Origin of the sequence: Streptomyces sp. BA2, assembly GCF_009769735.1 — a bacterium.
Classification (GTDB): domain Bacteria; phylum Actinomycetota; class Actinomycetes; order Streptomycetales; family Streptomycetaceae; genus Streptomyces.
This window is the reverse complement of record NZ_WSRO01000002.1, coordinates 6,634,983-6,648,131: the sequence shown is the minus strand read 5'-3', so window position 1 is coordinate 6,648,131 and position 13,149 is coordinate 6,634,983. Positions and strand designations below refer to the sequence as shown.

General features: G+C 70.2%; 13 protein-coding genes. 7 read left to right on the top strand and 6 right to left on the bottom strand.

The features are described 5' to 3' along the window. Positions 1 to 7: 7 nt before the first annotated feature. Both E5671_RS32880 and E5671_RS32875 read left to right on the top strand, forming a co-directional pair. Positions 8 to 715 carry a glycerophosphodiester phosphodiesterase gene (locus E5671_RS32880; protein ID WP_160507492.1) on the top strand — a complete coding sequence of 236 codons (708 nt, stop codon included), beginning with the start codon at positions 8 to 10 and terminating at the stop codon, positions 713 to 715. 30 nt (positions 716 to 745) lie between these two features. Continuing rightward, positions 746 to 913 carry a hypothetical protein gene (locus tag E5671_RS32875; RefSeq protein WP_160507491.1) on the top strand — a complete coding sequence of 56 codons (168 nt, stop codon included), beginning with the start codon at positions 746 to 748 and terminating at the stop codon, positions 911 to 913. Here E5671_RS32875 and E5671_RS32870 read toward each other — a convergent pair. Further along, entirely contained in the window at positions 900 to 1,568 is a 669-nt protein-coding gene (locus tag E5671_RS32870) for an NADPH-dependent F420 reductase (RefSeq protein ID WP_160507490.1), read from the bottom strand. The two genes, E5671_RS32875 and E5671_RS32870, sit on opposite strands and share 14 nt — an antisense overlap. A gap of 81 nt (positions 1,569 to 1,649) precedes the next feature. Between E5671_RS32870 and E5671_RS32865 the strand changes: the two genes are divergently transcribed. Next, positions 1,650 to 2,018, top strand: a complete 369-nt coding sequence (locus E5671_RS32865; protein WP_160507489.1) for a winged helix-turn-helix transcriptional regulator — start codon at positions 1,650 to 1,652, stop codon at positions 2,016 to 2,018. A 107-nt stretch (positions 2,019 to 2,125) separates the two neighbouring features. After that, positions 2,126 to 3,385, top strand: coding sequence for a serine hydrolase domain-containing protein (locus E5671_RS32860; protein ID WP_160507488.1), 1,260 nt, complete (start codon positions 2,126 to 2,128; stop codon positions 3,383 to 3,385). Here E5671_RS32860 and E5671_RS32855 read toward each other — a convergent pair. Together E5671_RS32855 and E5671_RS32850 are read right to left on the bottom strand one after the other, a co-directional pair. Continuing rightward, entirely contained in the window at positions 3,337 to 4,005 is a 669-nt protein-coding gene (locus E5671_RS32855) for a class F sortase (protein ID WP_336605904.1), read from the bottom strand. The two genes, E5671_RS32860 and E5671_RS32855, sit on opposite strands and share 49 nt — an antisense overlap. Then, positions 4,002 to 4,820 carry a hypothetical protein gene (locus tag E5671_RS32850; RefSeq protein ID WP_443032725.1) on the bottom strand — a complete coding sequence of 273 codons (819 nt, stop codon included), beginning with the start codon at positions 4,818 to 4,820 and terminating at the stop codon, positions 4,002 to 4,004. Before E5671_RS32850 ends, E5671_RS32855 begins: the two co-directional genes overlap by 4 nt. An 85-nt stretch (positions 4,821 to 4,905) precedes the next feature. On the opposite strand from E5671_RS32850, the gene E5671_RS32845 reads away from it, so the two are divergent. Next, the gene (locus E5671_RS32845; RefSeq protein WP_160507486.1) at positions 4,906 to 5,373 is read left to right on the top strand and encodes a hypothetical protein; all 468 of its coding nucleotides are present in this window, start codon (positions 4,906 to 4,908) and stop codon (positions 5,371 to 5,373) included. 19 nt (positions 5,374 to 5,392) lie between these two features. Here the strand turns inward: E5671_RS32845 and E5671_RS32840 are convergent, their stop codons facing one another. From E5671_RS32840 to E5671_RS32830, 3 genes are all read right to left on the bottom strand, one after another. Then, positions 5,393 to 6,583 carry an extracellular solute-binding protein gene (locus E5671_RS32840; RefSeq protein WP_160507485.1) on the bottom strand — a complete coding sequence of 397 codons (1,191 nt, stop codon included), beginning with the start codon at positions 6,581 to 6,583 and terminating at the stop codon, positions 5,393 to 5,395. A gap of 91 nt (positions 6,584 to 6,674) precedes the next feature. Continuing rightward, positions 6,675 to 9,293, bottom strand: coding sequence for an MXAN_6230/SCO0854 family RING domain-containing protein (locus E5671_RS32835; protein ID WP_336605903.1), 2,619 nt, complete (start codon positions 9,291 to 9,293; stop codon positions 6,675 to 6,677). Positions 9,294 to 9,464: 171 nt separating this feature from the next. Beyond that, entirely contained in the window at positions 9,465 to 10,904 is a 1,440-nt protein-coding gene (locus tag E5671_RS32830) for an aminobutyraldehyde dehydrogenase (RefSeq protein ID WP_160507484.1), read from the bottom strand. A gap of 161 nt (positions 10,905 to 11,065) precedes the next feature. On the opposite strand from E5671_RS32830, the gene E5671_RS32825 reads away from it, so the two are divergent. Then, positions 11,066 to 11,578 carry an Lrp/AsnC ligand binding domain-containing protein gene (locus E5671_RS32825; RefSeq protein ID WP_160510554.1) on the top strand — a complete coding sequence of 171 codons (513 nt, stop codon included), beginning with the start codon at positions 11,066 to 11,068 and terminating at the stop codon, positions 11,576 to 11,578. Then, positions 11,563 to 12,942 carry an aspartate aminotransferase family protein gene (locus E5671_RS32820; protein WP_160507483.1) on the top strand — a complete coding sequence of 460 codons (1,380 nt, stop codon included), beginning with the start codon at positions 11,563 to 11,565 and terminating at the stop codon, positions 12,940 to 12,942. Before E5671_RS32825 ends, E5671_RS32820 begins: the two co-directional genes overlap by 16 nt. Positions 12,943 to 13,149 lie beyond the last annotated feature (207 nt).

Genomic DNA, 13,149 nt, shown 5'->3' with positions numbered 1-13,149 from the left:
TGGGCCCATGCGCACCGTGACAGCCGTGGCCCACCGAGGCGATCCCTACAGCGTCCGCGAGAACACCCTCCCGTCCCTGCGCTCCGCGCTCGACCGGGGCGCGGACGCGGTGGAGATCGACGTCCGTCTCAGCCGTGACGGCGTCCCCGTCCTGCTGCACGACGCGACCCTCAAGCGTCTGTGGGAACTCGACCGCCCCTTGTCCGTGCTCTCCGCGGACGAGGTGCGCGGCCTCACCGAGGGCGGCGTACCCACGCTCGAAGAGACCATCGCGGCGACCGAAGGCCACCGGCTCATGGTGGATCTGCCGGGCGCCACACCGGAGTCCGTACGCGCGGTCGTCGGCGCCGTCGCCGACTGCGGGGCGTCGGAGCGGGTGTACTACTGCGCGGGCGCCCGGACGATGCTCGCGGTGCGCGCGGCGGATCCCGCCGCCGAGATCGCCCTGACCTGGACGACCCTGGCCCCGCCGCGCCACGCCGTGCTCGACGCGATCAAACCCCGCTGGCTCAACTACCGCTTCTCGCTGCTCGGGCGTGAACTGGTCGGGCAGGTGCAGCGCCAGGGGCTGCTCGTCTCGGCCTGGACACCGGACACGAAGCGCGCGATGCGCCGCCTCATCGACCTCGGCGTCGACGCGATCACGACCAACCGCATCGACACACTGCATGCCCTGCGCGTTCAGGACATGCGGTCCGGCGGCGCACTCTCGTAGCCGGGCGGTCCCTCAACTAGCTTGTGGGACATGGGGAACAGCGACGACGACAAGCGGGAAGAGCCGCTCTTCGTGTACGAGCGCGACGAACGGGGGTACCGCGGCCACCGCCTCAATCCGCGGCATCCCGTCGGCCGCATGCTGCTCATCGCACTCCTGGTCGGCGTCGTCCTCGTCATCCTGCTCATGGCGAGGTGACGGCCCCGGCCTGAGGGGCCCCTGCGGCATACGCCAGCGGTGGCGCGATGGCCTGCGCGTCCACCTCCTCCCCCACCCAGAGCCCGATCAGCAGCGCCGCCGTCGCCTCCACCAGACCGGCCCGCTCCAGGCCGCCCGCGGCGAACGGCGCGCAGCCGATGTCCTTCACCAGTTCCCGTACGACATCCAGCGCGCCCTCCTCGTCCCCGCACACCGGGACCGCGAGCGGGCGGCCGTCGAAGACCGGTGGGTCCATCCGCCACACGTCCTCGTGGCAGAGGTTGAACGCCTTGACGACACGCGCTCCGGGAGCCGCCTCGGCGAGCCGTCGCGCGGCCGACGGGCCGCCCTCGGTGAGCAGGGCGAAGCCGGGCCCCACCGGGTTGGAGCAGTCGATCAACACCCGGCCGCGCAGGGCGACTTCGAGCCCGCCGGCCAGACCGGCCCCCGCCTCGTACGGCACGGCGAACAGCACCGCGTCCCCGAACTCGGCCGCCGCGCGCGGCGTTCCGTGCCCCGCGGCGCCCATCCTCGCGGCGAGTGCCGCCGCACGGCCCTCGTCCCGGCCTCCGATCAGCACTTCGTGCCCCGCGCGCACCCACTGCGTGCCGAGCGCGTCCGCCATGCCGCCCGCGCCGATGATGCCTATGCGCATGCCCGTCTCCTTCTCGCCCCACATCCCCGGCCATCGGGGTACGGAACGACAGTAGGAAGGCGCTCAGGCACCATTCGGTACGTGACGAACGACGATCTGCTCGCCGACTGCCGCGCCCGGCTCGCCTTCGATCTGCTCGCGAACACCTGGAACGCGGTGGCGCTCTGGGCTCTGCGGCACGGCCCGCGCCGGCCGGGTGAACTGCGCGGCCTGATCGGCGGCATCAGCCCCAAGATCCTCACCGAGACGCTGCGCCGCCTGGAGTACAACGGCCTGGTCTCGCGGAAGTCGTACGCCGAGTCACCGCCCCGCGTCGAGTACGAACTCACCGGCCTCGGCCGTACGTTGCTCGACCCGATCGAGGCCTTCGGAGCGTGGGCCTTCGACCACGGGGACGAGGTCATGGCGGCGCAGGAGCGCGCCGACGGTCTGTCGGCCGACGCCCCCTAGGGGGATCCCGCCCGACACCCCTTAGGCGCATGGGTGTTGACCCCTCAGGGATCAGCGGGGCGCCACCCTCCCCCGTGAGGATCCGCCCTGCCCGGGAGATCACCAGGATGGACAGCACAGGTCCCACACCGCAGCCCACCTGGAGTCACACCGTGCAGTTCCCCGCCCGTACCGCTCTCGCCGCCGCCCTCGTCATCGGCCTCACCGGCGCCGCGAGCGCCCCCGCCCTCGCGGATGCGAACGCCCCTGCCGCCGCGGCCTCCACCCAGAGAGCCGCGCCGGACGGCAAGGCCCTGCGCGCCGCGATCAAGGGGCTCCCGAACGCCGACGCGACCGCCGCCCTGGTCCGTGTCGGAGGCACCGACGGGACCTGGCGCGGCAGTTCCGGCGTACACGACGTGGTCACGGGCCGGAAGGCCGACCCGCACGGGCGCTTCCGCGCCGGATCCACGACCAAGATCGTGACCGCGGCCTTGGCGCTGCAGCTGGCCGCCGAGGGCGACCTGGACCTCGACAAGCCGGTGCAGTACTACATGCCGGACCTGTTCCCGGAGCGGAGCCAGGATCCGAAGAAGACGTTCAAGCCCATCCCCGTCCGCAGCCTCCTCAACTACACCAGCGGGCTGCGGCCGGGCGACGGTTTCGACGACGAATACGCCCACCGCTACGACACGTTGGACTACCGGACGGTCGTCGCGTCGGCCGTCTCCAAGGGGCCCGAGCACGACCCCGGCGACCAGCAGCACTACCGCAACATCGGCTACACCGTGCTCGGCCTGCTGATCGAGCGGGTCACCGGGGATTCGTACGCCCGTCAGGCGAGCGAGCGGATCTTCCGGCCGCTGCGCATGCGCGACACGTACTTCCCCGGGGCCGACCTCCGCATTCGCGGCCCGCACAACCGCGGCTACCAGAGCGTGAAGCAGCCGGACGGCACCACCCGGCTCGTCGACGTCACCGAGTGGAACCAGTTCGACCGCTTCGCGGCGGGCGACATGATCTCGTCCACCGCCGACCTGGAGGTCTTCACGCAGGCGCTGTTCGGCGGAAAGGTCGTGCCCCGGCCGCAGTTGAAGGAGATGTTCACCCTGCCGAAGCTGGCGCCGGGCGTCCCCGGAGCCGTCTTCGGCGCGGGCCTCCAGCGGATGAAGGTCGACGACGACACGGTGGTCTGGCTCAAGACCGGCTCCCGCTACGGCTACACGAGCATGATCGCCTCCACCGAGAACGGCTCCCGGGCCCTCGTCTACTCGGTCAACGCGACCGACGCCAAGGGGAAGGACATGAACCCGGTCGCCGAGCGGATCGCCCTGACCGCCTACGCCACGCCCGTCATGCTCGCGAAGACCGTGACGTTGTTGGGGTAGTAGTTCCGGTCCGCGTCGAACTCCCCGCCGCAGGTGATCAGGCGCAGCCCCGCGTGGTCGATGTTCTTGTAGACGTCCAGGGTGGGGAACTTCTTCTTCGGGTACTCCTCGACACGGTCCACCGCGAAGGTGGCGGTCTTCCCGTCCTCGCGCGTCACCTCGATCGTGTCCCCCGCCTTCATCGTCTTCAGCTTCTTGAAGACCGCGTCCGCGCCGTTCCAGGTCACATGTCCGGCGATCACCGCCGGGCCCCGGGAGCCGGGGGTGGGGCCCGGTTCGTACCAGCCCGCCAGATCGGGGTCCTTCGGCGTCGTCATCGCCCCGTCCCCGCTCTGCCCCAGCGTCTCAAGCCCGCTCGAAACACCCAGGGAGGGGATGGCGACCCGCTGCGGAGCCGACCGTTCCAGGGGCGCGGCGGCCTCGCCGGGTCCCTTCGACGGCGTGGGGCCGCCGCCCTCCGTGGCGTCCCCCGCCGCGCTCTGGCGAGGAGGCGAGGGCGAGGCAGCCGTACCGTCCTGACCCGCACATGCGGTGAGTACCAGGGCCGCCGCGACGGCGGCGATCAGAGCGGCGGAGGCACGCCGGACCCCGGTCCACATCCGCCAGGCCGAGCGGCTCACGCGGCGTCCCCGGTCTTCGTGACCACGGCGGCGGGCACCGGCACCATGCGCCGTCGCATGAGAGCCAGTACCCCGGCGGCCGCCACCACCGCCGCCCCGGTGGCGCCGGTCACGGCACCGGCGGAGGTGCGGCTCTCCGTGCCCCCGCCGGTCTCGACCCCGCCGATGGGGACGGACCCGACGGCCGCGCCCTTGACGACACCGCAGTTCGTCGGAGCCGTGGCCTCCTGGGGCAGCTTCGGGTCGAGTTCGCTCTTGCCCGCGCCCTCGAAGTCGTACTTGCCGTTGTCGTTGCGGTCGACGCCGTGCTGCACGATGTGCAGGTCCTTGATCTGCTCGACCACGTCCTGCCCCACGGTGATGGTCCGCTTGTAGGAGACCTTGCCCTGCGCGTCGGCCACCGGCATCCGGTCCACGGCGAGACCGCTGCCCGCGTCGGTGCCCCCGGATTCGGTCAGCGAGATGTTGATGTCGCCGTAGTGGACGGTGGCCTCGGTGTTGTCGAGGATGCCGTCGCCGTTGGTGTCGTCGCCGTCGTCCGGGCACTGGAAGTCGTGCCCGTCGGTGGACCCGTGCAGGTGCTGCGCCGACGGCTGTCCCGGCACCAGCCCCTCGGACTTGATCCACACGGTCAGCGCGTTGCCACGCAGGCTCAGGAGCGCCGTTCCCGTGGATCCGGAGTCGTTCAGCGGCGCCAGGTCGATCTGGTAGGCCGGGGGATCCGCCGCGAACACCGGGGTCGACACGGCCACGGTGAGGAGGGCGGCGGGCAGAGCGGCGAGCGCCGCGAGAAGGCCGATTCGCTTGGGCATCACGTTCGTTCCTTTCGGTTACCCATGAAACGCAACGAGACTCGCGGGTGTTCAAATTGAGCACGGGGAACGGGAAGGAAGCGTGGTCATGGCCGCCGATTGGGACTGGAACCGCGGCGAAACCATGCTGCGCATCGACGACCCCGCCGATTGGGACGCGGCGTACGAACGCGGCGAGAGAAGCCTCGGCACGGCGGCCATCGGGCTGGCCTTCAACTGCACGCCGACCGAGGCCTCACCCCGCATCGTCAGGGCGATGCGGCTGGAGGACCGCGGTCAGCGGGGATTCGCGTTCACCGCGGCGGGAGCCGTGGCCCGGCTCAACGGCGAACTGACCCCTCAGTTGTACGCGGCGCTCCGCGCCGAGGGTCCCGGCGGCATGGCCGATGACGCCATCAGGGACACCCTGACCTTTGTGCCCTACCGGCAGCTGCCGCCGTGGTTCAAGTGGCAGCTGGTGCGGATGGCCGTGCTTGACAAGCTGGCGTACTGGCGGATGCTGTCCGAGGACACCGTCGGTGACGTCAGGAAGTCCCTGCGCCGACGCCGGCCCTGAGCAACGTGCAACGCCCCCGCTACAACCCCGCGATCGCGTTCCACCGCTTCGCGAACTCCGTCCGCTCCTCCGACGTGATGTCCCGCGCTATCGCGAGCCGCTTCCGCATCGCGTCGTCCGGGAAGATCAGCGGGTCCTCGGCCAGCGAAGCCAGCTCCTTGTCCTTGGACGAGGCGAGGATGTCGCGCGCGGCAGGCACGGGGCAGACGTAGTTGACCCAGGCGGCCAGCTCCGCGGCCACCTCGGGCTCGTAGTAGTAGTCGATGAGCCGTTCCGCGTTCCGCTTGTGGCGGGCCAGGTTGGGGATCATCAGGGATTCCGCCCACAGTTCGGCGCCCTCCTCGGGGACGACGAACTCGATGTCCGGGTCGTCCGCCTGGAGCTGGATCACGTCGCCGCTGTAGGCCTGGCAGGCCAGGACGTCGCCGCTCGACAGGTCCTTGATGTAGTCGTTGCCCGTGAAGCGGCGGATGTGCTTCGAGGCCACCAGCTTCTCCACCCGGTCGCACATCCGGTGGAAGTCGTCGGCCTTCCACTTGGTGATGTCGACGCCGTCGCCCTGCATCAGCAGCGCGAACGACTCGTCGAGGCCGGAGAGCAGCGTGACCCGGCCCTTGAGGTCGCCGGCCCACAGGTCGGAGACCTGCTTGATCTCCCGGCCGAGCCTGCGCTTGTTGTACGCGATGCCGGTGATGCCGGACTGCCAGGGAACGGTGTGCTTGCGCCCCGGGTCGAAGTGCGGCGAACGCAGCAGCGGGTCCAGGTACTTGGTCACGTTGGGCTGGCGCGCGCGGTCCATCTCCTGGACCCAGCCGAGCCGTACGAAGCGGGCGCACATCCAGTCGCTGATGACGATGAGGTCGCGGCCGGTCTCCTGGTGGTTCATCAGGGACGGGCTGATCTTGCCGAAGAACTCGTCGTTGTCGTTGATCTCCTCCGTGTAGCGGACGTCGATGCCGGTCCGCTTCTCGAAGGCGTCGAGCGAGGGCCGCTTCGTCGTGTCATCGTCGTCGGTGTCGATGTAGAGCGGCCAGTTGGCGAAGGACAGCGTCTTGTCCTGCCGGGAACGGTCCCCGGCAGCGCGCTCGCCGGGGCCTATGTACGCGGCGGGCACGCCGCAGCCCGCGAGCGCGCTGACGGCCGCCCCGCCGCCGAGGGCACGCAGCAGGGACCGGCGGGAGACTGAGGAGGCACTGGGGTTCGCTCGCACTCCGGCAGCATGCGCCTGGGTGTCACGTACAGGCAATGGACGCTGCGTCGAGCCGAGCGGTCGGGAAGCGACACCCTGTCCACCGACGTGATCACACCGGCGCCAGCCACCCCGCCAGATCCCCCGCGGTGATCCGCTCCAGCGGCGAGGCGTCGACCGGCCCGGGGTAGAGGCGGTACACCGTGCCGGACGTGACGCCGTCCGTGCCCTCCAACTCGCCGTGCAGGAGCGCCAGAAGAGCGCGGCGGCCCGCAAGCCCGGGATCCGGCTGCGCGCGCAGCTCGTCCGGCTCCCAGCCGTCGCGGACGCGCAGCGCGAAGTCGGCGCGCGGCTCGTCGTCGGCACGGCGGTAGCCCCACAGGACGTGGCCACGGCCGCGCACGTACACGGGTCCGTCGGTGCGGGCCGCCGCCGCCCAGCAGGCGAGGTCCCACAGGGTGGCCCGGCCGCGCGGCTCGAACGTGTCGAGAAGGTCGTTGCCCATGCGGCCCAGCTGCTTGCGGTAGCGCCACACGTCGTGGTTGCCGTCGCCCGTGGCGAGGGTGACGTCGGCCCACCAGGCGCGCCGCGCCCTCAGGTCGACGAGCATCGGCACGCGCAGCGCCGCGTCACCCGCGAGGTCGAAGCGCTGCCGGACCGTGCGCGGGTCGTACACGGCCCTCTTCGTACCCTCCACCGCCATGAACCCCGCGAAGGCGTCCGGGAGTTCGTCGAAGGGGACGTTGTTGTACGAGAGGACCGCGGGCACCACGAAGCGCACCCCCACGTGGGCGAGGCGCGGCAGGTCCAGGTCGAGGTACTCGGTGGCGCCGTGCGGGGCGGGCGCCGACGTCAGGTCCCCGGAGTGCCGGGCGGCGCCGCCCGCGTACGCCAGGTGCGTGTAGTCGCACAGGCCGACGAAGCGCCACAGGTCGTCGTAGAGCGCGACGGACAGATCGAGGTCGACGCGCACGCCCTTGGGCTGCAGCCAGTGCAGGAAGAGCCGCACGGTCTCGCTGTCCGCGGGCATGGGCAGCGAGCTGCCGCGCGGCACGGCGACCAGCGATGCCGCGGACGCGCGCTCGGCGAACGGCACCGGAAGGTCGGCCAGCGATGCGTCCAGGACGGCCACGTCGTACCGCTCGCCCTCCCCCTCGCCAGAAGCGAGCCGCCGCACGGCCTCCGCCTCGATCAGCTCACCGGCACGCCCCGCCACCCGGGACGGCAGCGGCGGCCGGTCGTCGTCGATCGCGTAGGCCTGGGTGACGCGCCCGCGCGGGAAGAAGACGCGGCGGTGCCCCGGCACGGAGCGGACCTTCATGCGGCCGTACGCGCCGAGCAGCGGCCCGGGTCCGGAGCGGGGCAGGGCCTCCGCGAGCGCCTCGCCCACGGCCTCCGGCAGGGCCGTCGAGCCCGACCGTGCGAGCAACAGGTCCAGCCGGCGCAGGAGTTCACCCGGGCGTTCGCGCAGGAGTCCGGCGGCGGCCTCGGTGTCCCAACGGCCGAGCGCCTCCTCGACGCGCCCCTGCCAGGTGGAGATCCGCAGCCGGTCGCCTTCGATGCGGATGTCATCGTGGCGTGCGGCTTCGGCGAGCAGTGTCTCGCCGAGCGCGCCGTCCCCGATGCGGGTCCCCCGCAGGACCGCGAAGGCGAGCGCCACGCGCGCGTGCCGGTGGGCCTGCTCGAAGGGGTGCAGAATTTCACCGGCCCGCTTCCAGGCGCGCGGGTGGCGTGCCATGTCCTCGGCGAGGCGCCGCAGGTCGAACCCGTCGAGCAGGGCGAGGAGTTCGCGGCGTACGGGACGCGAAAGTCCACGCAGACGCGGCAGTTCGAGCAGATCGGGGTCGCCCCCGGAACCTACGACGAGGATGCGCAGCACATCGGTGGCGGTGTCGGCGTACCGCCCGACGAGCGCGCGCACGTCCGCCGGGACGGGCACATCGAGCAGCGGTGCGAGCGCGAGCGCCTTGCTCTCGCGCAGGGGTATCTCCGGCGGGAGCCAGTCGGCGGCGTCGGCCGGGTCCAGGTGCCCAAGGAGCAGCACCAGGTCGTCGTGGTCCTGGGGGCTCAGGGGCGTACGGCGGGCAAGCAGGGCGGCGAGTTCACCCGAAGCGTCGCCCGGGGCCGCCAGGCGCAGCGCGCGCAGGATCTCGCCGCCGTCGCCGCCGAGACCGGCCCCTGTGTCGAACCAGGGGTCGGTGGGACCGTCCGTCTCGTAGCGGTTCTCGCAGACCGGGCAGGCGTACCAGACGCAGCACAGGTCGCAGCAGCCCGTGTCCAGTTCCTTGCGGTGGCAGTCGTCGCACAGCAGATGCGCGCACGGCTCGATCGCACGGACGCGGGCCTTGGTGCCCGCGCAGTTCATGCAGGGCTGGTGGGGCTGGGCGGCGAGGTGGGCGACGACGAGGGAGGCGTAGCGGTCGTACGCGTGCTGGTACGGGATGTCGTCGGGGAAGCGCCGGAACAGCGGGGCGTGGTGACGGTCGGAGCCCATCAGCGCGTCGACGTCGGCGATCAGCCGCATGCCGGTCGCTGCGAGGTCGGCGACGGAGAGCGCGGCCAGCGCGCGGCGCAGCGGGGCGGTCAACAGGTGCCCGCGGTCGGCGAGTTCGGCTTCGAGGACGACGACTGCGGCATCGGTCAAGGTGGACCTTCCGGCGCCTTCGGGAACGTACACACTCTGCCGGCGGCGCAGCAGCAGCCCGGCGAGGTCGTCAGCCGTCGTCATCATCAGGTCCCACCCCCGTAGGTACAGAAAAGGCGGGGGCGGAGAGTGCGTGCGCTACGGATCTTTTGCAGAGATGAGAAAGAAGGAAGCACACGACGGAGCCGCCCCCGCGCACCTGACGGTACGCGGGGGCGGCGGGGCCGGGCATCCCAATTAGCTCAGGGACGAGGAGGCTTAACCCTCGATCGACGTCATCACGTGCTTGATGCGCGTGTAGTCGTCGAAGCCGTACGCCGAGAGGTCCTTGCCGTAGCCGGACTTCTTGAAGCCGCCGTGCGGCATCTCCGCGACCAGCGGGATGTGCGTGTTGATCCAGACGCAGCCGAAGTCGAGGACCTTGGACATGCGCATGGCGCGCGCGTGGTTCTGGGTCCAGACCGAGGAGGCCAGGGCGTAGTCCACGCCGTTCGCGTACGAGATGGCCTGCGCCTCGTCCGTGAAGGACTGGACGGTGATGACCGGCCCGAAGACCTCGTTCTGGATGATCTCGTCGTCCTGCTTCAGGCCCGAGACGACGGTCGGGGCGTAGAAGAAGCCCTTCTCGCCGACGCGCTGACCGCCCGCCTCGACCTTGGCGTGCGCCGGGAGGCGGTCGATGAAGCCGGAGACCTGCTTCAGCTGGTTGGCGTTGTTGAGCGGGCCGAAGAGCACGTCCTCGTCGTCCGGCTGGCCGGTCTTCGTGTCGGCCGCGGCCTTGGCGAGCGCCGTCACGAACTCGTCGTGGATGGACTCGTGGACGATCACGCGCGTGGCGGCCGTACAGTCCTGGCCCGCGTTGAAGAAGCCCGCCACCGAGATGTCCTCGACGGCCTTGGCGATGTCGGCGTCCTCGAAGACGACGACCGGGGCCTTGCCGCCCAGCTCCAGGTGGACCCGCTTGAGATCCTTGGACGCGGACTCGGCGACCTGCATGCCGGCGCGCACGGAGCCGGTGATGGAGGCCATCGCCGGGGTGTGGTGCTCGACCATGGCGCGGCCGGTGTCACGGTCGCCGCAGACGACGTTGAAGACGCCCTTGGGGACGATGGAGCCGATGATCTCGGCCATCAGGACGGTCGACGCGGGGGTCGTGTCCGAGGGCTTGAGGACGACGGTGTTGCCCGCGGCGAGCGCCGGGGCGAACTTCCAGACGCCCATCATCATCGGGTAGTTCCAGGGCGCGACCTGCGCGCAGACGCCGATCGGCTCGCGGCGGATGATGGAGGTCAGACCCTCCATGTACTCGCCGGCCGCGCGGCCTTCGAGCATCCGGGCCGCGCCCGCGAAGAAGCGGATCTGGTCGACCATGGGCGGGATTTCCTCGGACCGGGTGAGCCCGGTGGGCTTGCCCGTGTTCTCGACCTCGGCCGCGATGAGCTCCTCGGCGCGCTCCTCGAAGGCGTCGGCGATCTTCAGCAGGGCCTTCTGGCGCTCGGCGGGCGTCAGGTCGCGCCAGGCGGGGAACGCGGCGGCGGCGGCCTCCATGGCGGCGTCGACGTCGGCCTGCCCCGACAGGGGCGCGGTGGCGTAGGACTCGCCGTTGGCCGGGTTGACGACCTCGGTGGTCCGCCCGTCGGCGGCGTCCCGGAATTCGCCGTTGATGTAGTTACGCAGACGGCGCAGCTCGGTGGTCACTTCCGGCCCTCCAGTCAGATGTCCAGTGGATGAGACACCCACCCTAGTCGTTGCACGGACGCTTTCAACATACCCGAGGGCCTAGAACTGCGAAATCCGTGACGATCGAAGCTCCAGACAACGAATTTCATCGATCTGACCTTGCGGAACTGTCGAGACGTGTGCACCATGGGGTCGTGGCCAGTCGCAGCGCAGATTCCAGCAGTTCCCGACACGGGAACGCTTCTTCGTCCATCGACGCCGTCTCCCTGGCGATCATCGAACAGCTTCAGGAGGACGGACGCCGTCCGTACGCCGCCATCGGCAAGGCCGTGGGCCTTTCCGAAGCGGCCGTGCGCCAACGCGTCCAGAAGCTGCTCGACCAGGGCGTGATGCAGATCGTCGCCGTCACGGACCCGCTCACCGTGGGTTTCCGTCGGCAGGCAATGGTCGGCATCAACGTCGAGGGTGATCTGGATCCCGTCGCGGAGGCGCTGACGGCCATGGCCGAGTGTGAGTACGTGGTGATGACCGCGGGCTCCTTCGACCTGATGGTGGAGGTCGTCTGCGAGGACGACGACCACCTTCTCGACGTGATCAACAAGCGCATCCGCGCCCTCCCCGGCGTGCGCTCCACCGAGAGCTTCGTCTATCTGAAGCTCAAGAAGCAGACCTATATGTGGGGAACCCGATAGCCGTGAGCAAGGACCTCAGCCGAACCGCGTACGACCACTTGTGGATGCACTTCACCCGCATGTCGGACTACGAGAACGCACCCGTGCCCACCATCGTGCGTGGCGAAGGCACCTACATCTACGACGACAAGGGCAAGAAGTACCTGGACGGTCTGTCCGGCCTCTTCGTCGTCAACGCCGGCCACGGCCGTCACGAGCTCGCAGAGACCGCCTACAAGCAGGCGCAGGAGCTGGCCTTCTTCCCGGTGTGGAGCTACGCCCACCCGAAGGCCGTCGAGCTGGCGGAACGTTTGGCCAACTACGCGCCGGGCGACCTCAACAAGGTCTTCTTCACCACCGGTGGCGGCGAGGCCGTCGAGACCGCGTGGAAGCTGGCGAAGCAGTACCACAAGCTCACCGGCAACCACACGAAGTACAAGGTCATCTCCCGCGCGGTCGCCTACCACGGGACCCCGCAGGGCGCCCTGTCCATCACCGGCCTGCCGGCCCTCAAGGCCCCCTTCGAGCCGCTCGTCCCGGGCGCGCACAAGGTGCCGAACACGAACATCTACCGCGCCCCGATCCACGGCGACGACCCGGTGGCCTTCGGCCGCTGGGCCGCCGACCAGATCGAGCAGGAGATCCTCTTCGAGGGCCCCGAGACGGTCGCCGCCGTGTTCCTGGAGCCGGTACAGAACGCCGGTGGCTGCTTCCCGCCCCCGCCCGGGTACTTCCAGCGGGTACGCGAGATCTGCGACAAGTACGACGTGCTGCTCGTCTCCGACGAGGTCATCTGCTCCTTCGGCCGCCTCGGCACGATGTTCGCCTGTGACAAGTTCGACTACATCCCGGACATGATCACCTGCGCCAAGGGCATGACGTCGGGCTACTCCCCGATCGGCGCCTGCATCATCTCGGACAGGCTCGCCGAGCCGTTCTACAAGGGTGACAACACCTTCCTGCACGGCTACACCTTCGGTGGCCACCCGGTCTCGGCCGCGGTCGGCATCGCCAACCTCGACATCTTCGAGAAGGAGGGTCTGAACCAGCACGTCCTCGACAACGAGGACGCGTTCTACCAGACCCTGCGCAAGCTGCACGACCTGCCCATCGTCGGCGACGTCCGCGGCAACGGCTTCTTCTACGGCATCGAGCTCGTGAAGGACAAGGCCACCAAGGAGACGTTCAACGACGAGGAGACCGAGCGCGTCCTGTACGGCTTCCTCTCCAAGGCGCTGTACGAGAACGGCCTGTACTGCCGCGCCGACGACCGTGGCGACCCGGTCGTCCAGCTCGCCCCGCCGCTGATCTCCACCCAGGAGACCTTCGACGAGATCGAGGGCATCCTGCGCCAGGTCCTCACGGAGGCGTGGACGAAGCTCTGATCCATGGGGTCCCTCTCCGGGATCCATAGTGTGATCGAGTGATCAACACCGGCCCCGGGGGCGCCCGTTCGAGTGAGAACGGGCGCCCCCGGGCCGCGTCGTTTCCAGGCACAGCGGCCTGGATCCCTAGCGTGCCCAGTGACCGATCGGCCCCGCCTTCGTTCCCCCGTACGGGGGAGGCAAACTGATCTGAACCGAGGTGTACGT

Excerpts from the sequence above, each read along its gene's own strand:
- E5671_RS32880 (WP_160507492.1), top strand. The coding sequence starts at position 8 with ATGCGCACCGTGACAGCCGTGGCCCACCGAGGCGATCCCTACAGCGTC.
- E5671_RS32875 (WP_160507491.1), top strand. The coding sequence starts at position 746 with ATGGGGAACAGCGACGACGACAAGCGGGAAGAGCCGCTCTTCGTGTAC.
- E5671_RS32870 (WP_160507490.1), bottom strand. The coding sequence starts at position 1,568 with ATGCGCATAGGCATCATCGGCGCGGGCGGCATGGCGGACGCGCTCGGC.
- E5671_RS32860 (WP_160507488.1), top strand. The coding sequence starts at position 2,126 with ATGGACAGCACAGGTCCCACACCGCAGCCCACCTGGAGTCACACCGTG.
- E5671_RS32845 (WP_160507486.1), top strand. The coding sequence starts at position 4,906 with ATGGCCGCCGATTGGGACTGGAACCGCGGCGAAACCATGCTGCGCATC.
- E5671_RS32835 (WP_336605903.1), bottom strand. The coding sequence starts at position 9,293 with ATGATGACGACGGCTGACGACCTCGCCGGGCTGCTGCTGCGCCGCCGG.